Origin of the sequence: Streptomyces sp. NPDC051172 (assembly GCF_040682555.1) — a bacterium.
Lineage (GTDB): Bacteria > Actinomycetota > Actinomycetes > Streptomycetales > Streptomycetaceae > Streptomyces.
The window spans coordinates 17,555-39,383 of sequence record NZ_JBFBBE010000088.1; the positions used below are offsets into that span (position 1 = coordinate 17,555).

General features: G+C 69.2%; 20 protein-coding genes and 1 pseudogene. 8 read left to right on the forward strand and 13 right to left on the reverse strand.

Annotated features, from left to right (window positions below):
• Positions 1–9: 9 nt before the first annotated feature.
• Positions 10–723 carry a helix-turn-helix transcriptional regulator gene (locus AB0N07_RS36705; protein WP_365842770.1) on the reverse strand — a complete coding sequence of 238 codons (714 nt, stop codon included), beginning with the start codon at positions 721–723 and terminating at the stop codon, positions 10–12.
• A gap of 195 nt (positions 724–918) precedes the next feature.
• On the opposite strand from AB0N07_RS36705, the gene AB0N07_RS36710 reads away from it, so the two are divergent.
• Together AB0N07_RS36710 and AB0N07_RS36715 are read left to right on the forward strand one after the other, a co-directional pair.
• On the forward strand, positions 919–1,356 hold the full coding sequence (locus AB0N07_RS36710) for a PPOX class F420-dependent oxidoreductase (protein WP_365842772.1): 438 nt from the start codon (positions 919–921) through the stop codon (positions 1,354–1,356).
• A 9-nt stretch (positions 1,357–1,365) separates the two neighbouring features.
• On the forward strand, positions 1,366–1,986 hold the full coding sequence (locus tag AB0N07_RS36715; RefSeq protein ID WP_365842774.1) for a tetratricopeptide repeat protein: 621 nt from the start codon (positions 1,366–1,368) through the stop codon (positions 1,984–1,986).
• On the opposite strand, the gene AB0N07_RS36720 is transcribed toward AB0N07_RS36715, so the two are convergent.
• The 5 genes from AB0N07_RS36720 to AB0N07_RS36740 form a co-directional block, all read right to left on the reverse strand.
• On the reverse strand, positions 1,976–2,824 hold the full coding sequence (locus AB0N07_RS36720; RefSeq protein WP_365842776.1) for a carbohydrate ABC transporter permease: 849 nt from the start codon (positions 2,822–2,824) through the stop codon (positions 1,976–1,978). The two genes, AB0N07_RS36715 and AB0N07_RS36720, sit on opposite strands and share 11 nt — an antisense overlap.
• A 4-nt stretch (positions 2,825–2,828) precedes the next feature.
• Complete coding sequence (locus AB0N07_RS36725) at positions 2,829–3,788, reverse strand: sugar ABC transporter permease (protein WP_365842778.1); 960 nt, start codon at positions 3,786–3,788, stop codon at positions 2,829–2,831.
• Between the two features lie 16 nt (positions 3,789–3,804).
• The gene (locus tag AB0N07_RS36730) at positions 3,805–5,178 is read right to left on the reverse strand and encodes an extracellular solute-binding protein (protein ID WP_365842780.1); all 1,374 of its coding nucleotides are present in this window, start codon (positions 5,176–5,178) and stop codon (positions 3,805–3,807) included.
• Positions 5,179–5,253: 75 nt separating this feature from the next.
• On the reverse strand, positions 5,254–5,883 hold the full coding sequence (locus AB0N07_RS36735; protein ID WP_365842782.1) for an ATP-binding protein: 630 nt from the start codon (positions 5,881–5,883) through the stop codon (positions 5,254–5,256).
• A 31-nt stretch (positions 5,884–5,914) separates the two neighbouring features.
• Entirely contained in the window at positions 5,915–6,781 is an 867-nt protein-coding gene (locus AB0N07_RS36740; RefSeq protein ID WP_365842784.1) for a 5'-methylthioadenosine/S-adenosylhomocysteine nucleosidase, read from the reverse strand.
• Between the two features lie 65 nt (positions 6,782–6,846).
• Between AB0N07_RS36740 and AB0N07_RS36745 the strand changes: the two are divergent.
• A pseudogene (locus tag AB0N07_RS36745) lies at positions 6,847–7,380 on the forward strand (hypothetical protein).
• 6 nt (positions 7,381–7,386) lie between these two features.
• On the opposite strand, the gene AB0N07_RS36750 reads toward AB0N07_RS36745, so the two are convergent.
• The 4 genes from AB0N07_RS36750 to AB0N07_RS36765 all read right to left on the reverse strand — a co-directional run bounded on the left by AB0N07_RS36750 (position 7,387) and on the right by AB0N07_RS36765 (position 11,169).
• Positions 7,387–8,073: a response regulator gene (locus AB0N07_RS36750; RefSeq protein ID WP_365842786.1), complete on the reverse strand. Its 687-nt coding sequence runs from the start codon at positions 8,071–8,073 to the stop codon at positions 7,387–7,389.
• Complete coding sequence (locus tag AB0N07_RS36755) at positions 8,070–8,201, reverse strand: hypothetical protein (RefSeq protein WP_365842788.1); 132 nt, start codon at positions 8,199–8,201, stop codon at positions 8,070–8,072. Before AB0N07_RS36755 ends, AB0N07_RS36750 begins: the two co-directional genes overlap by 4 nt.
• Positions 8,198–9,850 carry a sensor histidine kinase gene (locus tag AB0N07_RS36760; RefSeq protein WP_365842790.1) on the reverse strand — a complete coding sequence of 551 codons (1,653 nt, stop codon included), beginning with the start codon at positions 9,848–9,850 and terminating at the stop codon, positions 8,198–8,200. The genes AB0N07_RS36755 and AB0N07_RS36760 overlap by 4 nt, the downstream gene beginning before the upstream one ends.
• Before the next feature lie 68 nt (positions 9,851–9,918).
• Complete coding sequence (locus tag AB0N07_RS36765) at positions 9,919–11,169, reverse strand: RNA-guided endonuclease TnpB family protein (RefSeq protein ID WP_365842792.1); 1,251 nt, start codon at positions 11,167–11,169, stop codon at positions 9,919–9,921.
• Positions 11,170–11,400: 231 nt separating this feature from the next.
• Here AB0N07_RS36765 and AB0N07_RS36770 point away from each other — a divergent pair, with 231 nt between their 5' ends.
• From AB0N07_RS36770 to AB0N07_RS36790, 5 genes are all read left to right on the forward strand, one after another.
• Complete coding sequence (locus AB0N07_RS36770) at positions 11,401–12,786, forward strand: cation:dicarboxylase symporter family transporter (protein WP_365842794.1); 1,386 nt, start codon at positions 11,401–11,403, stop codon at positions 12,784–12,786.
• 221 nt (positions 12,787–13,007) lie between these two features.
• Positions 13,008–13,793, forward strand: a complete 786-nt coding sequence (locus tag AB0N07_RS36775; protein ID WP_365842796.1) for a DUF2127 domain-containing protein — start codon at positions 13,008–13,010, stop codon at positions 13,791–13,793.
• Between the two features lie 59 nt (positions 13,794–13,852).
• Positions 13,853–14,239, forward strand: a complete 387-nt coding sequence (locus tag AB0N07_RS36780) for a MerR family transcriptional regulator (RefSeq protein ID WP_365842798.1) — start codon at positions 13,853–13,855, stop codon at positions 14,237–14,239.
• On the forward strand, positions 14,236–14,550 hold the full coding sequence (locus tag AB0N07_RS36785; RefSeq protein WP_365842800.1) for a thioredoxin domain-containing protein: 315 nt from the start codon (positions 14,236–14,238) through the stop codon (positions 14,548–14,550). Before AB0N07_RS36780 ends, AB0N07_RS36785 begins: the two co-directional genes overlap by 4 nt.
• 156 nt (positions 14,551–14,706) lie before the next feature.
• A complete protein-coding gene (locus AB0N07_RS36790; protein ID WP_365842808.1) occupies positions 14,707–16,965 on the forward strand; it encodes a UvrD-helicase domain-containing protein in 2,259 nt (752 codons plus the stop codon).
• A gap of 126 nt (positions 16,966–17,091) precedes the next feature.
• Here AB0N07_RS36790 and glgB read toward each other — a convergent pair whose 3' ends face one another.
• The 3 genes from glgB to AB0N07_RS36805 form a co-directional block, all read right to left on the reverse strand.
• Positions 17,092–19,623 (reverse strand): 1,4-alpha-glucan branching enzyme, encoded by a 2,532-nt coding sequence (glgB, locus tag AB0N07_RS36795; protein WP_365842802.1) that lies wholly within the window; start codon positions 19,621–19,623, stop codon positions 17,092–17,094.
• A gap of 32 nt (positions 19,624–19,655) precedes the next feature.
• The gene (locus AB0N07_RS36800) at positions 19,656–21,044 is read right to left on the reverse strand and encodes a maltokinase (RefSeq protein ID WP_365842804.1); all 1,389 of its coding nucleotides are present in this window, start codon (positions 21,042–21,044) and stop codon (positions 19,656–19,658) included.
• Positions 21,045–21,149: 105 nt separating this feature from the next.
• The coding region (locus tag AB0N07_RS36805) for an alpha-glucosidase C-terminal domain-containing protein (RefSeq protein ID WP_365842806.1) at positions 21,150–21,829 on the reverse strand (680 nt) is incomplete at its 5' end.

Sequence of the window (21,829 nt, forward strand, 5' to 3'; positions counted from 1 at the left end):
GGGTCCGCCTCATCCGGTGGTGTCCTGGACCGCTGCCCAGAAGTGGTCGACGATGCGGTCCAGGAACTCGCGGCCGGAGTCGCTCGACTCGCTGGCCGCGTTTCCGTCGCCCCAGCTCAGCGAGGCGACCATCTGCCCCTGGTACTCCTGGTGCAGCGCTTGGAGGGCGTCCTCCAGGAGGCGCCGGTCCAGGGGTACGGTTTTGGCCACCGGGCGGACGTACGCCTGCCAGCGCGTGGTCACCGCACTGCGCAGCAGCTCGGCCAGCTTCGGCTCGCGTCCCGTGACGGTGACGAAGTCCGGGAGCGAGAGGTCGAGCACATCGGCGAGGGTGGCCGACTGGCGCTCGTTGCCGCGCCAGGCGTTGTGCTCCTCCATGTGCATATAGGCGAGGAACTCCAGGCCGACCGTGCGGGCGACGTCCTCCGGGGCGAGGCCGCGGGCGATGCGGTGCTCGCGCAGGGTGCGGGGCGGTCCGGTGATCTCACCGGGGGAGCACCACAACACGCCTGCGAGAGCGGTGAGTTCGGGGCTGGAAGGGGTGACGGAGCCGCGCTCCCAGGCGAGGACGAGATCCGGGGAGACGTACGGCAGCCCGTATGAGACACGCAGACCGTAGGCGACATGTTCGGGGCCCATGTTGAGGGCCGTGCGGAGCCGGCGGGCGGCGGGGGCGTTGAAGGGCGGGGCGGGCTGGTTCGAGCGGGCTGGACGTTGGCGCACGGGCCACAACGTAGGCGGGCCGTGACACGATGACTACGGTCTGTTCGGCCAGGATCACGGATTGTAGAAACGTACGGATTCGGCCACGCGTGCGGATTGGACGGGGTGGCCGAAGATCGTCTGTCGTCGTGACGGGCGCGCTGGCGAGGATGGCGCGAAGCCGTCCGGACGGGCGGCCCGAGAGGCGGCGACTTTGTGAACGTCAAGCTCGAGGGGCATATTCGCGAGCGTCTGCTGGCGCCGAACTTCTGGCACCTCGCCACGGTGGGCGCGGACGGGATGCCGCATGTCTCGCCTATGTGGGCGGACATCGAAGACGTGTACGTCATGGTCAATACGTCGATCGGCCGCGTGAAGATCGACAACCTGCGGCTCAATCCCAACGTCTCGCTGTCCCACCACGACGCCGACAACCCGTACGACCGGGCCGAGATCCGGGGGCGGGTCGCCCGGTTCGTGGAGGGGGAGGAGGCGGAGCGCGGCATGGACCGCCTGGCCCGGAAGTACATCGGCGAGGACCGGTATCCGTGGCTGCTGCCCGGGGAGCAGCGGGTGATGCTGCTGATCGAGCCGGTGCGGGTGCGGCGGGTCGTGGGGGTGGAGCCGTTTCGGGCGGGGGTGCTGCCGGAGTAGGACGCGCATGTGGGCGGTGCTGCCTTGGCGGGGGCGTTGGCGTGGCTGGACGGTGAGCGGGGCGGGCTGGTGGCGGCGGTGCAGTGGGCGCGGGAGGACCGGTACGCGGATGCGGCCGTGCGGCTGTCACAGTGCCAGGCGGTGTATCTGGGCTGGCGGCGCTATTTCGACGACACGATCACCGTCTGCGGTGCCGCGCGGGAGGCTGACCACCACGCCGGGGACCAGGTCGGCGAGGCCATCGCGTGGAACAACCTCGGCAACGCCCTACGGGAGACGGGCCGGGCCGAGGAGGCTGTCAACGCCCACACCCGGGCCCGCGACCTGTACCAAGCCGCCGGAGACCGCCACCGCGAAGCCAGCGCGTGGAACAACCTCGGTGTCGCCCTGTGGAAGGCGGGCCGGGGGGAGGAGGCCGTTGAGGCGTACGGGAAGGCCCTGGAGGTGTTCCGGGAATTCGAGGACTGGTACGGGACAGGCCAGACGCTCCACAACTTGGCTCTCGTCCACCAGGACGCCGCCCGCCCCGCCCACGCCTGCTACCTCCAGGCCGCCGACGCCTACACCCGGGCCAACGCCCCCACCGAAGCCGCCCAAGCCCGCACCCGGGCCGACGACATCACCCCTTGACAGCCCCACCCAAAGCAAACCCCCCACCCAACCGCCTGGCCACCAACACATACAGCAAGATCACCGGCGTCGAATAGATAACCGAAAACGCCGCCAGCTGCCCGTACACCACCATCCCCCGATTCCCGAAGAACTCATTGATGCTCACACTCGCCGGCATCTGATCCGGCGTAAGCAGGAGCATGAACGGGACAAAGAAGTTCCCCCACATCATCACGAACGAGAAGACGGTCACCACCGCCACCCCCGGCCCCATCAGCGGCAGCACGATCCGTACCAGGGACTGAAGGGATCCCGCGCCGTCCGTCCATGCGGCCTCCTCCAGTTCCTTCGGCACCCCGTCCATGAAGTTCTTCATCAGCCAGATGGCGAAGGGAAGCTGGGACGCGGCGAAGAAGAAGATCGTGCCCTGCACGGTGTCGATCAGATTCACCTGCACGAACAACGCGTACACCGGCACCATGATCGCCGTGATCGGCAGACTCGTCGCGAACAGAATCGTGAGCAGGAACGGACGGTTCAGCCGCGACCGGAACCGCGACAACGGATAAGCCGCCAGCGCCGCGCACACCACGGTCAGCAGCGTCCCGCCTCCGCACAGGATCAGGCTGTTCAGCAAGGGCGTGAGGGTGATGTCCGGCGTCAGTACGGCGTCGAAATTGGACAGGGTCAGGCTGTCCGGGACCTTCACCTTGAGGCCGGCCTGCGGGTCCAGGGAGGACAGGACGACCCAGGCCAGGGGGAGCGCGAAGGCGGCGGCCGCGACGAGGAGGCCCGCGTCGGCGGCCAGGCGGTGGGTCGCGCGGCGGGATGCAAGGGTCGTACGTCTGCGTGGCATGTCGTCAGACCTCCGTCCGCAGCAGGCGCAGGTACACGACCGAGAACAGGGAGCCGACGACCAGGAGCAGCAGCGCGACCGCCGTGGCGTAGCCGATCATGCTGTTCTGGAAGCCCTGTTCGTACATGTACAGGGGCAGGGTCTGGCTCTTGCTTCCCGGGCCGCCTCTCGTCATCACCCAGATCAGGCCGAAGACGGACAGGGTCTGGAGGGTGTTCAGCATCAGGTTCGTGCCGATGGAGCGGCGGATCATCGGCAACGTGATGTGCCACATGCGGCGCAGGCCGCCCGCGCCGTCCACCTCCGCCGCCTCCGTGATCTCCTGGGGAATCTCGTTCAGGGCTGCTGAGTAGACCAGCATCGAGAAGGCCGTTCCCCGCCAGACGTTCGCGAACGACACCGCCAGGATCGGGAGCGTGAACAGCCAGTTCTGGGACGGGAGATGGAGCCGGTCCAGGATGGCGTTCAGGGTGCCCTCGCGGCGGAAGAAGGCGTAGAGGAGGAAGCCCGCCACCACCTCCGGCAGTACCCACGCCGTGATCACGATGCCGCCCGTCAGTGTGCGCACCGGCTTCGAAGCGCGCTGCATCAGCGCCGCCAGCGCCAGGCCCAGGGTGTTCTGGCCGATGAGCGACGACAGGACCGTGAAGACGATCGTCAGCCATACGGCGTTGAGGAACTCCTGATCCTTGAAGGCCGTACGGAAGTTGGCGAAGCCGACGAAGGAGGAGTGGGCCTGGCCGGTGAGCTGGAGGTCGGTGAAGGCGAGGTAGGCGCAGTAGGCGATCGGGCCGGCGAGGAAGAGGAGCAGGAGGACCAGGGCGGGGGAGAGGGGGAGGGCGCGCGTCAGGCCGCGGAGGAGGGGGTGGCGGTGTGAGCTGGGGTGACGGGCGGAGGTGTGGGGCGCCGGGCCCGGAGGTTTCCTCGCCAGGTCCGGGCCCGCGTGCTGCGGCACGGCGGTCATCGGTGGTCGCCGCCGGTCACTTCTGGACGACCTGGTCGTCCGTGGCCGACTTGAGCGCGTCGTCGTACGAACTCGCCGCCTTGTCCGCCGACATGTCGCCTGTCGTCACGCCCTCCATCGCCTCCTGGATGGCCGTGGAGACCTTCGGGTACGCGGGGTAGGCGGGCCGGTAGTGGGTGCTCGCGACCAGATCCGTGAAGAACTTGATGCCGGGCTGGGCCTTGGCGTACGCCGGGTCGGCGGCCACGTCCTTCCGCACCGAGATACCGGAGTTGGCGATGTACCACTTCTCGGCGTTCGCCTTGGTCTGCATCGTCTTGATGAAGTCGAAGGCCAGGTCGGGGTTGCCCGCCTTGGACGGGATCGCCCAGGTCCAGCCCCCGGACATGCTCACCTTGCCGGGGGCCTGGCCGTGCTGGGTCGGCATGTACGCCAGCCCCAACTCGCTGGACCACTGGGGCCATTCGTGCCCGCTGCCCTTCAACCAGGCCTGGGGCAACCAGGATCCGTCGAGAGCGATGCCCAACTTGCCCTTGGGCAGGAGCTCACCGGCCACGATGGTCTGGATGTTGGGGTCGAGGGCGGTGGAGACGTCCGGCCCGAGCCTCTCCTGGAACACCGTGTGCACGAAGGACAGTGCGTCCTTGAACCCCTGGCTCGACGCGATCCACTTCTTCGACGCCTTGTCGTACAGCGGGTCGGACGTGCCGTCGCCGGTGCCGTAGAGGAGCATCTCGAACGTCTGCATCGTCGCCGCCTCACCGGCGGGTTTGCCGGTGTAGACGTTGAGGGGGGTGACGCCGGGGACCTTCCGTTTGATGGTGCGGGCGGCGGTCAGGACATCGTCCCAGGTCTTCGGCTGCCAGTTCGTCGGCAGCCCCGCCTTCTGGAAGATGCCCTTGTCGAACCAGAGCCCCCGGGTGTCGGTGCCGTCCGGGACGCCGTACGTCTTCCCGTCCTCGCCCTCGGCCGCGTTCTTCGCCGTGCCGATGAACCGGTTCCAGTCCGGCCACTTCTCGAGGTACGGGTCGAGGGGCTTCAAGTAGCCGCTGGTGATGTCGGAGTTGATGAGGAACGTGTCCTCGTAGACCAGGTCCGGGGCTGTCCTGGGGGAGCGGAGCATCTGCTGGACCTTGGTGTAGTACTCCGAGTCCGGGGCCTTGATCGGGATCAGCTCGACCTTCTTGCCGGGGTACTTCTTCTCGAACTGCTTCTTGATGTCCGCGAGATAGTCGTCCATCACATGGATGGAGTTGTCCGTGGACTGTTTGAAGGAGACCCTCACGGTGTCCGGGCTGCTGCCGGAGCCGCTGCCGCATGCGGTGAGGGCGCTCGCGGCGAGGGCGGTGGTGAGGAGGGCGGTGAGGACGGCGGTGGGGCGCACGGGCATGACCTCCTGCGGGCCTGACTACGTTGTCGGCCGAGATGGTTGCCTGGTGAAGGTAGGAGGAGTGGTCTAGTCAGGTCAATGCGTCTGCGCGGGATTGGCGCCGGGCTCGTGAGCGGGACGGTCGTCCCGTTCGTCGCTGAGCAGCAGGGACTTGGCGATGAGTTCGGCCGCGTCGTCCGGCTTGAGCGTGTCGAGGTCGATCTGTCGCGCGGGCAGGTCGGTCAGGCGGTCGCGGGAGGTGATGAGCACCCGGTGCCGGTCGGTGCCGGGGATCAAGGGCGTGAGCTGGGCCGGGTCCGAGGCGTTGTCCAGAAGGAGCAGCATCGGTTCGGTGTGCGCGGCGAGCAGGGTGCGGTAGAGGGCGTACTGGGCCGTCGGGGTCTGCGGCAGGTCGGTCCCGCGTATGCCGAAGCCGTCCAGCAAGGCCACCAAGGCCTGGTCGGCCGTGACCGGATCTTCGTCGTATCCCCGCAGGTCCACGAAGAGCGTCCCGCCCGGAAACCACCCGTCCCGGACCGCCTGGTGCCCCGCGTGCAACGCCAGTGACGTCTTCCCGATCCCGCCCAGCCCTGACAGCGCGCAGATGACCACGGGCAGTCCGGAACCAGCGGCGGGCTTCAGTGCCGGGAGCAGCCGCGCCAGGTCGTCCCCGCGTCCGGTGAACCCGGCGGGCACCCCCGGCAACGCGGCCGTGGCCACCGGCACCGGTCCATGAACGGCCCCCCGCTGCCCCGAACTACCGCTCCCTGTTCCCCCGTTCCACCCGCTTGGCCACGAACGGCCCGTTGAAGGTGCTCCCCCTGAAGTCGAGGTGATCCCCTCCATAGGCGGACCCCCGATGGGGCCCCTCCTCGGAGTCCGGCGCCTCTCGCCCGGCGCCCTGGGCCCGTCCCCGAAACGGCTGCAGTTCCCGCAGCACGGCCACCGCCGCCGCCGCAGCTCTCTCCGCCGCCCGAGGCTGCCAGTTCTCCGCATCACGCTCGGACTTCGCGGCGTCGGCCCGATCGCTGATCCCGCGGATCACCAGCGCATCCCCGCCCGCCAGATGTACGGCAGCAGCGACGCCGGAGCCTTCCATCTCGATCGCCGCCGCGTCGTTGTAGTGGGCCTTCAGACGCGCCGCCAACGCCGACTCCGCCGACGCCAGCACCACATCCCCCGCCGCGATCGGCTTCAGATACGCCCGCGGATCGTCCCGCAGCGCCTCCCGCGCCGCCTGCTCCAGGCGGTGCGAGGCCCGCCAGGCCTCCGGGCGCACGAGGAAGCCGTCGGGCGTCTCCTTGCCGCCATGGATGCCGTACACCTTGGTCGCAACGACCACATCGCCCAGCCCGATGTCGCTCTTCAGGCTGCCCGCGACCCCGACGAACAGCACCGCCTGCGGGTCGAGCCACGACACCACCCGTTCCGTCAGTGTCGCGGCGGTCAGGTTCCCCTCGCCCAGTTCGACCAGGGCGACGTCCCACGGAGTCCCGTCCAGGCGGCCCACCGAAGCGACCGTCCCCCGCTCGTGCCGGACCGTGTGCACGTCCGTCAGGTGCGGCCGCACCGCCGTGTACTCCAACGACAACGCGGTCAGCACCGCCACAGTGGGTTGCGTCACGCCTTTAAGGTACTTCCAAGTGACCTGCACGGACGTCGTGTTGGCAGCAAACCGGGGGAGTCGACATGCCGGAACAGGAGGTCACCGTCGGGCAGTTGCTGCTCGCCGAGTACCAGACCATCAAGGACGAGCAGAAGACCCGTATCGGATTCCGCGACAACCTCCTCTACGTCACCCTCACCGTCGTCGCCGCCGTCATCGCCGCGGCCGCCCAGGCCCAGCAGTCCTCGATGCTGCTCGCACTCCCACCCGTCACGGTCGTCCTCGGCTGGACCTAGCTCGTCAACGACGAGAAGATCTCCGCGATCGGCAGCTTCATCCGCGACGACCTCGGCCCCCGCCTGTCCAGGCTCGCCCAGGCCGAGCGGGCCTTCGCCTGGGAGACCGCACATCGGACCGACACCCGGCGCCGTTCCCGCAAGGCCATTCAGTGCGCGATCGACCTGCTGGCCTTCTGCGTCGTCCCCTTCGCCGGTCTCACCGTCTACTGGGCGGCCGGGCAGACCACGGCCGGGCTCCTCGTCCTGTCCGTCACCGAGGCGCTCACCGTCATCGGCCTCGGCGTCCAAGTCGTCGTATACGCAAGGCCGTTCCGCTAGAAGCGGCTAGGGACCGCTGACCCACCGGTACTGCAACTCCGGCCGCCCCACGGTCCCGTACTGCGGAGCCCGCGCCGCCCGTCCCGCGTCCACCAGGTGCTCCAGATACCGCCGGGCGGTGATCCGCGAGATCCCCACCGCCTCCGCCAGCCCTGCCGCGGTCAGTCCCTCCCCGCAGTCCCGCAGTGCCACCGTCACGCGCTCCAGCGTCGGCGCGCTCAGCCCCTTGGGCAGGGCCGCCGGCGAAGGCGCCCGCAGGGAGGCCAGCGCCCGGTCCACCTCGTCCTGACCGCTGGCCTCGCCCACCGCCGCGTGGAACTCGGCGTACCGCACCAGCCGGTCCCGCAGGGTCGCAAACGTGAACGGCTTCAACACGTACTGGACTACGCCCAGCGAGACGCCCTCCCGCACGACGGTCAGGTCCCGCGCCGACGTCACCGCGATCACGTCCGCATGATGCCCGGCCGCCCGCAGCGACCGCGCGAGCTGCAACCCGTGCACATCCGGCAGATGCAGATCCAGCAGCAGCAGGTCCACCGGCGTACGGTCCAGCAGGCGCCGCGCCTCCGCGCCCGTGTGCGCCTTGCCCACGGCCACGAAGCCCGGCACCCGGCCGACATACATGACGTGGGCGTCGGCGGCCACCGGGTCGTCCTCCACGACCAGGACGCGGATGGGCTGCTGGGCCGTCATACGTCACCTCTCACCACGGCGGCGCGCCGGTCCCGGCGGCCGGCGGTGTCCGGCGTACGGCCGGTGTGCGGGTCCTGCGCGACGGGGGCGTCCACCACCAGGACACGGATGCGCTGCCGACTCGTCATACGTCCCCCCTCACCGCGGCGCGCCCGGTCGCCGCGGGCGGAGTGAGGTCCGTGTCCAGCGGCAGCCGTACCTCGAACACCGCACCGCCCTCCTCACCTTCGGCCACCGTCAACGTGCCCTCCTGCCGGGTGACCGCCTGCCGTACCAGGGCCAGCCCGAGGCCCCGCCCGCCCGGACCGGCCGGCTTCGTCGAGAACCCCCGTTGGAATACCAGCTCGGAATGGGCGGGATCCACCCCCGTGCCGGTGTCCGCGATCCGCATCACCAGCTCCGTGCCCTCCGCGTACGCCGTCACCGTCACGCGGGCGCCGATGCTGCCCTGGGCCGCGTCCACCGCGTTGTCGATCAGGTTGCCGAGGATCGTCACCAGATCGCGGGCCGGGAGGCTCGGCGGGAGCAGGCCGTCGTCGAGGCGGCTGTCGTCCGACACCACCAGCTCCACGCCCCGCTCGTTGGCCTGGGCGGTCTTGCCGAGCAGCAGTGCCGCGAGGACGGGTTCGCTCACCGCCGCCACCACCTGGTCGGTCAGCGCCTGGGCCAGTTCCAGTTCGGCCGTCGCGAAGTCCACGGCCTCCTCCGCCCGGCCGAGCTCGATGAGGGAGACCACCGTGTGCAGGCGGTTCGCCGCCTCGTGCGCCTGTGAGCGCAGGGCCTGGGTGAAGCCCCGCTCGGAGTCCAACTCGCCCATCAGGGACTGGAGTTCGGTCACGTCGCGGAGGGTTGCCACGGTGCCCCGGCGCTCGCCGCCCGACACCGGGGAGGTGTTGACGACGAGGACGCGGTCCGCGGTGAGGTGCACCTCGTCCACCCGGGGCTCCGATGCGAGCAGCGCTCCCGTCAGGGGCGCTGGCAGGCCGAGTTCCGCAACCGACTTCCCCACCACGCCGTCCTCGGACGGCACCCCCAGCAGTTCCTGACCCCCGTCGTTGATCAGCGCCACCCGGTACTGCCCGTCCAGCATCAGCAGCCCCTCCCGCACAGCGTGCAGCGCCGCCTGGTGGTAGTCGTGCATCCGGCTGAGCTGGGTCGCGTTCATGCCGTGGGTGTGCCGGCGCAGCCGGGCGTTGACGACGTACGTACCGATGGCACCGAGCCCGAGCGCTCCGGCTGCGACGCCGAGCAGGGCCGAGACCTGGTCCTGCACCTGCTTGCTGATCGCCTTCACCTCGATGCCCGCGCTGACCAGGCCGATGACCCGCCCGCGGTCCTCGATGGGGGTCACCGCCCGGACGGACGGGCCGAGTGTGCCCGTATAGGTCTCGGTGAAGGACTTGTGGTGCAGCGCGGGTTCGATGTTGCCCCGGAAGTGCTTGCCGATCTCCTCGGGCTTGGGGTGGGTCCAGCGGATGCCTCGCGGGTTCATGATCGTGACGAAGTCGACGTCCGCGTCGTGCATGACCTTGAGGGCGTACGGCTGGAGCTGCGCGCTGGGGTCGGCCGTGCGGATCGCCGCGTGCACCGAGGGGGCGTCCGCGATCGAGCGGGAGACGGCCATCGCCTGACGGGCCGCCGCGTCCTCGGCCTGCCGCTGGTCGCTGACGTACGTGAACAGTGCGTATCCGGCCACGACCACCGCTATCAGCACGGCCTGCATGGCGAAGAGCTGGCCGGCCAGGCTGCGGGGTCTCGGGACGCGGGGCATGCGCATGGGTTCAGTGTGCCTCGCTCCTGTTCGGAACTTCCTGGTCCCTCGAGGCCCCCGAAGCCAAGCATGAACTAATTGACCTCTTCCCGCTCTGACGAGGGGGATACTCCGACTCTGCGCCGCTCTCCGGCGCTCCTTCGAAGCTTTCCTGCTTCAGCACCGGCAGCCCGCCCGGAAGATCTCCGTTGAGGTCTTACACCGGCTCCACAGGCCGACACCGCCAGCCCGGCGGCCAGAACGTTTTTCGCCGCGTTCTCGTCCCGGTCGTGGGTCGCCCCGCATGCGGCGCAGGTCCATTCCCGGATGCCCAACGGCAGTTTCGCGACCAGATGGCCGCAGGCCGAGCAGGTTCTGCTCGACGGGTACCAGCGGTCGACCGCGATCAGCTCGCGGCCGTGCCACTCGGCCTTGTACTCCAGCATGGAGCGAAGCGCAGCCCATGACGCGTCAGAGATCGCACGGCTGAGTGTGCGGTTTTTCAGCATGCTCCGGACGGCGAGGTCCTCGATCACGATCGTTTGGTTCTCACGAACGAGACGCGTGGACAGTTTGTGCAGGAAGTCCCGGCGCCGGTCGGCGATCCGGGCGTGGATACGGGCGACGCGGACGCGGGCCTTGTCGCGGTTCCTTGAACCCTTCTTCTTGCGGGACACCTCTCGTTGTGCGCGGGCGAGCGTTGCCCGGTCTTTCTTCTCGAACTTCGGATTGGTGATCTTTTCTCCGGTCGACAGGGTCACCAGAGCGGTGATGCCTGCGTCGATGCCCACCGCGGATCCAGTGCTGGGGAGCGCCTTCACCGAAGCGTCCTCGCACAGCATCGACACGAACCAGCGACCCGCACTGTCCTGCGTCACCGTCACTGTCGAGGGGGTCTGTCCCTCGGGCAGAGGCCTGGACCACACGATGTCCAGCGGCTCCCGCATCTTCGCCAGGGTCAGTCGACCGTCGCGGTAGGCGAATGCCGCGCGGGTGTATTCCGCGCTGTTGCGGGACTTCTTGCGGGACTTGAACCGCGGGTAGGCGGAACGCTTCTCGAAGAAGCTGACGAAGGCGCCCTGCAGGTGCCGCAGCGCCTGTTGCAGGGGAACCGAAGAGACGTCGGCCAGGTAGGCGTACTCCTCGGTCTTCTTCCACTCCGTGAGCAGCGCGGATGTCTGGACGTAGTTGATCCTGCGCCGCTCCGTGAACCAGGCGGTGGTGCGGGCCTGCAGGGCCAGGTTGTAGACCGTCCGCACGCAGCCGAACGTACGCGTCAGCTCGGCTGCCTGGACGTCGTTCGGATAGAAGCGGTACTTGAACGCACGCTTCACGGGGTGGGACATGGCTTAGAAGGTAACAGGTCAGTGTGTGAGGCACCGCCGGATGAACTAAATGAACGCAAGGGTGACCGCCCTCACAGGAGCGCGGGATAGTCACCGCATCGAGGAAGCAGTGGAAGCGGGACATACGGTTCCAGCCACCGCCTCCCGTACAGAGAACCGCACCCCCATCCCCATCCCCCGGACGTGAGCCGCACGCCGGTGATGCCGACGAAGACGTCAAGGAGGGCAGCCGTGGCCGCCAGCACCCCCGATACGGCACCTGCCGCACCCGCTGGGAAGCGGGACCGCACCCACTATCTCTACATCGCCGTCATCGCAGCGGTGGCCCTCGGTATCGCCGTGGGGCTGATCTGGCCGAGCGTGGGCGTCGAGCTCAAGCCGCTCGGCACGGGCTTTGTGAACCTGATCAAGATGATGATCTCCCCGATCATCTTCTGCACGATCGTGATCGGCATCGGCTCCGTACGGAAGGCCGCCAAGGTCGGCGCCGTCGGCGGTATCGCGCTCGGTTACTTCCTGGTGATGTCGCTGGTCGCACTGACCATCGGCCTGGTCGTCGGCAACATCCTGCACCCGGGCGACGGGCTGCACATCACCAACGCGATCAAGGCGACAGGGCACGCACAGGTCGACAGTGAGGCGTTGCCGCCGGTCGACTTCGTGCTGTCGATCATCCCGACGACCTTCATCTCGGCCTTCACCCAGGGGCAGGTGCTGCAGACCCTGCTGGTCGCCCTGCTCACCGGTTTCGCCCTGCAGGCCATGGGCTCGGCCGGGCAGCCGATCCTGCGCGGGGTGGAGCACCTCCAGAAGCTCGTCTTCCGCATCCTCGGCATGGTGATGTGGGCCGCCCCCGTCGGTGCCTTCGGTGCCATCGCCGCCGTCACCGGGTCCGCCGGTTTCGACGCGCTGAAGCAGCTGGCCATCCTGATGCTCGGCTTCTACGTCACCTGTTTCCTCTTCGTCTTCATCGTGCTCGGTGCCCTGCTCCGGATCATCGCCGGACTCAACATCTTCACGTTCTTCAAGTACCTGGCCCGTGAGTTCCTGCTGATCCTGTCGACCTCCTCCTCCGAGTCCGCGCTGCCGCGCCTCATCGCGAAGATGGAGCACCTCGGTGTCAGCAAGTCGGTCGTCGGCATCACCGTCCCGACCGGCTACTCCTTCAACCTCGACGGCACCATGATCTACATGACCATGGCCTCGCTGTTCATCGCCGACGCCATGGGTACGCCGATGGGCATCGGCGAGCAGATCCCGCTGCTGCTCTTCCTGCTGCTGGCCTCCAAGGGCGCGGCGGGTGTCAGCGGCGCCGGCCTCGCGACCCTGGCCGGTGGTCTGCAGTCGCACAAGCCCGCCCTGGTGGACGGCGTCGGCCTGATCGTCGGCATCGACCGCTTCATGAGCGAGGCGCGCGCCCTGACGAACTTCGCGGGCAACTCCGTGGCGACGGTCCTGATCGGCACCTGGACCAAGGAGATCGACAAGGAGCGCGTGGGCCGGGTCCTCGCCGGTGAGCTGCCCTTCGACGAGACGACCCTCCTGGACGACGAGAAGGAGCAGCCGCTCGCCGAGGTGCCGGAGCAGGGCGGCGAGAAGGAACTGGCGAAGGCCTGAGCCCCGCCGGGACTCCGGGCGGCTGAACACTCCCAGTCGACCAGCCGCCCGGCGAAGAAGCCGAGCGGTCGGGTTCCTCCCCCGTGGACCCGACCGCTCGGCTTTGCCATCCCCCTGCCGGCCCCGGTGATCCTCACCGATCTCTTACCGAAGTCCACTAGCGTTCGGCGCCAGTCCAGTACACGCGCGGCAGGTTCGCCGGTTGGTTGGAGGCACGGGGGATGAAGATCGACTGGGATCGGCGCACGTGTGCCCGCAAGGGGCACGTGACGTATGCGCCGGACGAGCCGGGGCTGAAGGCGCGGCTGCACGCACAGACCTCGCTCGGGCACGTCTGGCGCTGTCTGCGCTGCGGCGACTTCGTGCTCGGCGAGCCGCACGGCTCGGGACCGGCCGAGCAGGCGCCCCTCGTGCCGCGCGGCAAGGTCCTGCGCGACCTGTTCATCCTGCGCTTCCTGGCGATCGAGCGGGCCGTGCGTGGCGTCTTCATCGTGCTGGTGGCGCTCGCCGTGTGGAAGTTCAGCAACAGCCAGGACTCGGTGCGCCGGCTCTTCGACGAGTACCTCAACGTCCTCAGGCCCGTCTTCCGGCACTTCCACTACGACCTCGACCACTCGCCGATCGTCGGCACGATACAGAAGACCTTCGGCTACAAGCACTCCACGCTGCTGCTGGTGGCCGTACTGCTGCTGGCGTACGCCCTGATCGAGCTCGTCGAGGCGGTCGGCCTCTGGTACGCCAGGCGCTGGGCGGAGTACCTCACGGTGGTCGCCACCGCCGCCTTCCTCCCCCTGGAGATCTACGAGCTCACCGAGCACGTCAGCTGGCTGAAGATCGGCACGCTGGTCCTCAACGTTCTCGCCGTCCTCTACATCGCCCTGGCCAAGCGGCTGTTCGGACTCCGGGGCGGCCGTAAGGCGTTCGAGGAGGAGCGGGAGAGCGCGTCACTGCTGGAGGTCGAGGAGTCGGCCGGGGTGCCGGCCACCCACACCGCACAGGCCGTCTGAACCGGCACCGCGCACCTGGCCTTGCCCTGACGTCGGCGTCAAGGATTACGTTCGTAGGCATGCGAATCGGCGAGCTGGCCGAACGGGCCGGGACCACGACGCGGACGCTCAGGTACTACGAGTCGCGCGGGCTGCTGCCCGCGCGGCGCGGCGGGAACGGCTACCGCACCTACGACGAGAGCGATCTGAGGCTGCTCCGGCAGATCCGGACGCTGCAGGACTTCGGGTTCGACCTGGAGGAGACGCGGCCGTTCGTGGAGTGTCTGCGAGCGGGGCACCCGGAGGGCGACTCCTGCCCGGCCTCGCTCGCGGTCTACCGGCGCAAGCTGGACGAACTCGACGCGCTGATCGGCGAGTTGCAGGCCGTGCGGGCGCGGATCGCGGTACGGCTGGCCGTGGCCGACGGGGAACCACCGTTGTGCGAACTGGGAGGGCGGGAACTGTGATCGACGTGACGGACGAGGATTTCGCGGCGCAGGTGATCGGGTCCGAGTTGCCGGTGCTGGTGGAGTTCACGGCGGACTGGTGCCCGCCGTGCCGGCAGATGGGTCCGGTCCTGCATGCCCTGGCCGCCGAGGAGGCAGGTCGTCTCAAGGTGGTGCAGTTGAACGTGGACCGCAATCCGGAGACCACGAACGCCTACAAGGTGCTCTCGATGCCCACGTTCATGGTCTTCCGCGACGGCGAGCCGATCAAGGCGATGGTGGGGGCGCGACCCAAGCGGCGGCTGTTGGCGGAGCTGGCGGACGCCCTCTGACCTCACGCAGTACAGAAGAAATCCCCCGGGCAATTGCGCCCGGGGGATTTCTCTGTGTAAGTTTAATGATTCGCGACTTCATGGGGATTGGGTCGCAAAGAAGTTCACTGGCGTCATTGTATCGACCCGGGAGTGGAATTGTCAAACAGCGATGAAATTCGCAGGGAACAGGAATTCATCGACGCCCTGTACGCGCGCGTGGACGCCCTGCGCGGCCACACCGAGGCGGGCGTCACGGATGCACTCGCCCAGGGCAACACGCCCATGCAGGCCCGGCTGGAGCGGGACATCCTGGTCGCCGAGCGGTCCGGGCTGCTCGCCGCGCTGAACGCCGTCGACGGTTCGCTGTGCTTCGGCCGTATCGACTTCTCCCCCACTCTCGACTCCGCTCGAGCGGGGGGACCCCCACCGGGCACCCGGCACCACATCGGCCGTATCGGACTGCGCACCGACGACGCCGAGCGCACTCCGGTCCTGATCGACTGGCGTGCCGACGTCGCCCGCCCCTTCTACCTGGCCACCGGCCACACCCCGATGGGCCTGCGCCGCCGGCGGCACCTCACCACCGAGGGGCGCCGGGTCACCGCCCTGCACGACGAGATCCTCGACCTCGGGGACCAGGAGCGGACCGGCCACGAGGACCCGACCGGCGACGCCGTGCTGCTCGCCGCACTCGACGCCGCGCGCACCGGCCGTATGCACGACATCGTGCAGACCATCCAGGCCGAGCAGGACGAGATCATCCGGGCGCCGCACCGGGGAGTGCTGGTGGTCGAGGGCGGTCCGGGCACCGGCAAGACGGCCGTCGCCCTGCACCGGGCCGCCTATCTGCTCTACGAACACCGGGAACTGCTCGCCAAGCGGGCCGTGCTCATCGTCGGACCCAACCCCGCCTTCCTCGGCTACATCGGAGAGGTGCTGCCCTCGCTCGGCGAGACGGGCGTGCTGCTCGCGACGGTCGGGGAACTGTTCCCCGGAGTGAAGGCGACGGCGAGCGACAGCCGTGCGGCGGCCGCGGTGAAGGGCCGCGCCGACATGGCGGACGTGCTCGCCGGGGCCGTACGCGACTGGCAGGCGCTGCCCGACCCGGTGATCGCGATCGAGCACGACCGGGAGATCCTGATGCTCGACGACGGGCTGGTGAAGATGGCCCGCGAGCGCACCCGTGCCGCCCGGCTGCCGCACAACGTGGCCCGGGAGCACTTCGAGGGGCACATCCTCAACACGCTCACCGAGATGTACGCCGAGCGGGTCGGGACGGACCCTTTCGACGGTACGAGCCTGCTGGACCCTAGCGACATCACCCAGATCCGCGACGAGATCGCCGAGAACCCCGAGGTGTGGGCCGCCATCGACCAGTTGTGGCCGCGGCTGACCCCGCAGCGTCTGGTCGCGGACTTCCTCGCCGATCCCGTCGGCTACCTTCCCGACGAGGACGCGGCCGCGATCCGCCGTCCGGTGACGCGGGAGTGGACGGTGGCGGACGTACCGCTGCTCGACGAGGCCGCCGAACTGCTCGGCGTGGACGAGCGGGTGGCGCGGGCGCGGGCCGAGCGGGAGCGGGAGACGCAGGTCGCGTATGCGCAGGGCGTGCTGGACGTCTCGTACGCCTCGCGGACCTACGAGTTCGAGGACCAGGACGCGGAGGACTCCGAGGTGCTGTCCGCGCACGACATCATCGACGCCGAGCGGTTCGCCGAGCGGCACGAGGAGGACGACCACCGCAGCGCCGCCGAGCGGGCGGCGGCCGACCGGACCTGGGCGTTCGGGCACGTCATCGTCGACGAGGCGCAGGAGCTGTCGCCGATGGCGTGGCGGCTGCTGATGCGGCGCTGCCCGACGCGGTCGATGACGCTGGTGGGGGATCCGGCGCAGACTGCGGAGGCGGCGGGGGTCGGTTCCTGGGCCGGGATTCTTGGGCCGTATGTCGAGGACCGCTGGGAGCATGCCCGGCTGGGGGTCAACTACCGAACGCCGGCCGAGATCATGGAGGTCGCCGCGGCGGTGGTGCGGGCCGAGCAGCCGGACTTCTCGCCCCCGAGTTCGGTGCGGTCGACCGGCGTACGGCCTTGGGTGCGGGCGGTGGATGATCTGCCGGATGCCGTGGGCAAGGCCGTGGAGGAGCTGACGCCTGCGGAGGGGCGGTTGGCGGTGATTGCGCCGCGGCATCTGCACCGGAGGCTGGCCGCTCGGCTGGACGGGGTGGTGGCGGGGGATGCGCCTGATCTGACGCGGAGGGTTGTGCTGCTGGATCCGCGTCAGTCGAAGGGGCTGGAGTTCGACTCGGTGCTGGTGGTTGAGCCGGGGCTGTACGGCACCAGCGACCTGTACGTGGCGTTGACCCGGGCGACGCAGCGGTTGGGGGTGCTGCACAGCCGGGCACTGCCGACGGCTCTGGCCGCGGCGCTCGCCTGACCGGAGATTGTCGCCCCCCGCCGCCCCTTCCCGTCCCGACTCTGGGGGCTGCCGCCCCCAGACCCCCGCTTCGGCCTGAACGGCCTCGTCCGCAAACGCCGGACGGGCTGAGATGGCTGAACGGAGCTAGGCCGGGCGGAGCCAGACCGTTGCCAGGGGTGGCAGGGTCAGCCTGATGCTGGCCGGGCGGCCCTGGTGGGGCTGGGGTTCCGGTTTGATGATGTCGGGGTTCGTGACGTCGCTTCCGCCGTATTTCCCGATGTCCGTGTTGAGGGTCTCGTGCCAGGCGGGGACGTCGTCGGGCACGCCCAGGCGGTAGTCGTGGCGGACCACGGGGGAGAAGTTCGAGACCGCCAGGAGCGGGGTGCCGTCGGCGGCGAGGCGCAGGAACGCGAAGACGTTGTCCTCGGCCGCGTCACCGACGATCCACTGGAAGCCCGACGGGTCGGTGTCCCGCTGCCACAGGGCCGGGCTGTGGCGGTAGACGATGTTGAGGTCCCGGACCAGGTCGCGGACACCGCGGTGGTCGGCCTCGGCACCGTACGCCGGGTCCAGGAGCCACCAGTCCGGGCCGTGCGCCTCCGACCACTCCGCGCCCTGCGCGAACTCCTGCCCCATGAAGAGGAGCTGCTTTCCCGGGTGGGCCCACATGAAGCCCAGGTAGGCGCGGAGGTTGGCGCGCTGCTGCCACCAGTCGCCCGGCATCTTCGAGACCAGTGAGCGTTTGCCGTGGACCACCTCGTCGTGCGAGATGGGCAGCACGTAGTTCTCGCTGTACGCGTACACCATCGAGAAGGTCATCTCGTTGTGGTGGTACTTGCGGTGGATCGGCTCATGGCTGATGTAGTCGAGGGAGTCGTGCATCCAGCCCATGTTCCATTTGAGGCCGAAGCCGAGCCCGCCGAAGCCGCCCGGGCCCCGGTGGTGCGTGGCCCGGGTGACGCCGTCCCAGGCCGTGGACTCCTCGGCGATGGTGACCACGCCCGGCACCCGCCGGTACACCGTCGCGTTCATCTCCTGCAGGAACGCCACCGCATCCAGGTTCTCCCGGCCGCCGTGCTCGTTCGGGGTCCACTGGCCGGGCTCGCGCGAGTAGTCGAGGTAGAGCATGGAGGCGACCGCGTCGACGCGCAGGCCGTCGATGTGGAACTCCTCGCACCAGTAAATGGCGTTCGCGACCAGGAAGTTGCGCACCTCCCGGCGGCCGTAGTCGAACTCCAGGGTGCCCCAGTCGGGGTGCGCGGCGCGGAGCGGGTCCTCGTGCTCGTACAGCGGGCGGCCGTCGAACTCCGCCAGGGCCCAGTCGTCGCGCGGGAAGTGCGCCGGCACCCAGTCCATGAGGACGCCGATGCCCGCCTGGTGCAGCGCGTCGACCAGGTACTTGAAGTCGTCGGGGGTGCCCAGGCGGGCCGTGGGGGCGTAGAAGCCGGTGACCTGATAGCCCCAGGAACCGCCGAAGGGGTGCTCAGCGATCGGCATCAGTTCGACGTGCGTGAAGCCCAGGTCCTTGACGTAGACGGGCAGCTGCTCGGCCAGTTGACGGTACGTCAGGCCAGGGCGCCAGGAGGGGAGGTGGACCTCGTAGACCGAGAACGGGGCCTCGTGGGCGGGCGCGTTCGCACGCTGCTCCAGCCACTGCGCGTCCCGCCACTCGTGGTGGGAGGCGGTGACGATCGACGACGTGTTCGGCGGGGCCTCCGTGCGGCGGGCCAGCGGGTCGGCGCGCAGGGTCTTCGAACCGTCGGGCCGGGTGATCTCGAACTTGTACAGCTCGCCCTCGCCGATCCCCGGCGCGAACAGCTCCCAGACACCGGAGGAGCCGAGCGAGCGCATCGGATGGCCGGTGCCGTCCCAGAAGTTGAAGGTGCCAGCCACATGCACACCGCGCGCATTCGGCGCCCACACGGAGAAACGGGTGCCGGCCACGCCCTGGTGCGTCATCGGGTGCGCGCCGAGCACCTGCCACAGATACTCGTGCCGCCCCTCGCCGATCAGGTGCAGGTCGAGCGCGCCCAGCGTGGGCAGGAAGCGGTACGCGTCCTCGGTCTCCAGGACCGTCTCCTCGTACCGTACGAGGAGACGGTACTCGGGGACTTCGGTCAGGGACAGCAGGGCGGAGAAGAACCCGTCCCCGTCGTCGTGCAGCTCGGCCCGCAGGTCCGCGGCGACGACGGTCACGGACAGCGCGTACGGCCGGAAGACCCGGAAGGCGATCCCGCCGGGTACCGGGTGAGCGCCCAGCACCGTGTGCGGGTCGTGATGCGTACCGGCGAGCAGCCGCTCGCGGTCCCCGACGGGCACGTCCGGCGACGCGGCCGGAACCGGTGCGGTGACCTTCTTCACGGCGGTGACGGTCTTTTTGGCGGTTGTCTGCTTGACCGCCGTCTGCTTGGCCGCCGTCTGTTTGGTGGCCGCCTTCTTCGCAGTCGTCTTCTTCGCCGGGCTCTTCTTTGCCGGGCTCTTCTTTGCCGGGCTCTTCTTCGCTGTTGTCTCGGCCGCTGTTGTCTTCGCCGCGGCGGCCTTTTTCGTGACTGCCTTCTCGGCGGTGGCCTTCGCCACCGTCTTCTTCACCGATTTCTTGGGCTCGGTCGCCTTCTCCGCGGCCTTCGCGGCCTTCTTCTTCGGATCCGAACCGCTGGGCGTGGGGCGGGGGGTCACGGGCGGCGCCTCCTCGGCGAAGGTGAGGTCGGTCAGTGAGGGTCGGATGCGGCGTAACGCTCTATCGCCGCCATGGGAACGGGCAGCCAGTCGGGGCGGTGACGGGCCTCGTAGACGACTTCATAGATCGCCTTGTCTGTTTCGTACGCGCGCAGCAGTACCGGGTCCGTGCGCGGATCCCGGCCGCTGACCTCGGCGTATCCGGAACAGTAGGCGGCCCGGCACCCCTCCGCCCAGCCCTCTGCCTGAGAAACGGCCGAGTGGGCCGCGTAGTCGAAGGACCGCAGCATTCCCGCGATGTCCCGCAGCGGCGGCTGCGGCATCCGCCGTTCCGCCAGGGGTTTGGACGGCTCGCCCTCGAAGTCGATCAGCCACCACTGACCGGCCGGCGAGCGCAGACACTGCCCGAGGTGCAGGTCACCGTGGATGCGCTGCGCGGTCCAGGTGCGGCCCTCCGAAGCCAGGTCGGCGAGCGCGGTGAACGCGGAGTGCAGGGCGGGCGCGTACGGCCGCAGCGCGGGCACCGCCTGCGTGGCCACGTCGAGACGCTCGATCATGCCGTCGGCCAGCAGCTGCAGCTGGGTGTGCCCCAGGGTGACGGTCGGCAGGGCGCGGGCGAGTGCCGCGTGCACCTCGGCCGTGGCGCGGCCCAGCGCCCGCGCCTCGGCGCCGAAGTCCTCGCCCTTGGCCAGCTCGCGCAGCGCCAGCTCCCAGCCGTCCGTCGCACCCTGCAGAAATGGCTGAAGCACACCGAGTACATACGAGTCCCCGGCCAGCTCCGCCCGCAGCCACGCCGTCGGCGCGGGCACCCGGGGGCAGCCCTCGCGGGCGAGCGCCAGCGGCAGTTCCAGGTCGGGGTTGACGCCGGGGACGACCCGGCGCAACAGCTTGAGGATGAACGTATCTCCGTAGACGACCGACGAGTTCGACTGCTCGGCCGTCACCAGGCGCGGGACCAGCCCGGTACGGATCTCCTGTCCTGGTTCCCGTTCGAAGCGCAGCCCGCCGATGCGGGCCTGGGCGCGCAGCGCCTCCAGGAGCACCTCGGCGGGCCGGGAGTCGTACAGGGCGTCGTACACCGTGCGTCCGGCAAGGGAGCCCTGGTCCACGTGTCCGATCAGCGCGGGCGCCAGCCGGGGCGGCAGCGCCTCGCGCACGCCTATCAGCAACTGGTAGCAGTCACCGGGGTGGGGTTCGGCGCCGAGCATGAGCGGCTGATGGGCGCGCACCAGCAGATGGAACAGGCCCAGCCTGCCGTCGGCCGGCAACAGCTCGGTGGCCGCGACCAGCGAGAACCCGGTGACCGGCCGCCCCTTGCCGGCGAACCAGCGCTGCCGGGGCAGCCATTCCCGCAGGAGGGGATCGAGGGACGCGAGCAGGCCGGGACTTGTCTTGCCGGAAAGTGTGACAGTTTCCGCCATGGTGTCACATTCCTTTCCCCGGGTGGGCGGGGTGTTACTGATGCGTGCCCCGGGTGGGACAGGAGAAACCGCCCCACCCCGGGTTCTGCGAGGCGCTGCGCGGCGCTACGCGGGGTCCTTGCGGAGCCGGAACCAGTAGAAGCCGTGCCCCGCCAGGGTCAGCAAGTACGGCAGTTCGCCGATGGCCGGGAAGCGCACCCCGCCGAACAGCTCGACCGGATGCCGCCCGTTGAAGATCCGCAGATCCAGCTCGGTGGGCTGCGCGAACCGTGAGAAGTTGTGCACGCACAGTACGAGATCGTCCTCGTACTCCCGCAGGAAGGCCAGTACCGCCGGGTTGGAGGACTGGAGTTCCGTGTAGGACCCGAGGCCGAAGGCCGGGTTCTGCTTGCGGATCTCGATCATGCGGCGGGTCCAGTGCAGCAGCGACGAGGGCGACGACATCGACGCCTCGACGTTGGTGACCTGGTAGCCGTAGACGGGGTCCATGATGGTCGGCAGGAACAGCCGCCCGGGGTCACAGGACGAAAAACCTGCGTTGCGATCCGGTGTCCACTGCATGGGGGTGCGTACGGCGTCCCGGTCGCCGAGCCAGATGTTGTCGCCCATGCCGATCTCGTCGCCGTAGTAGAGGATCGGCGAACCGGGCAGGGAGAGCAGCAGGGCCGTGAAGAGTTCGATCTGGTTGCGGTCGTTGTCGAGGAGCGGGGCGAGCCTGCGGCGGATGCCGATGTTGGCGCGCATACGCGGGTCTTTCGCGTACTCCGCCCACATGTAGTCGCGTT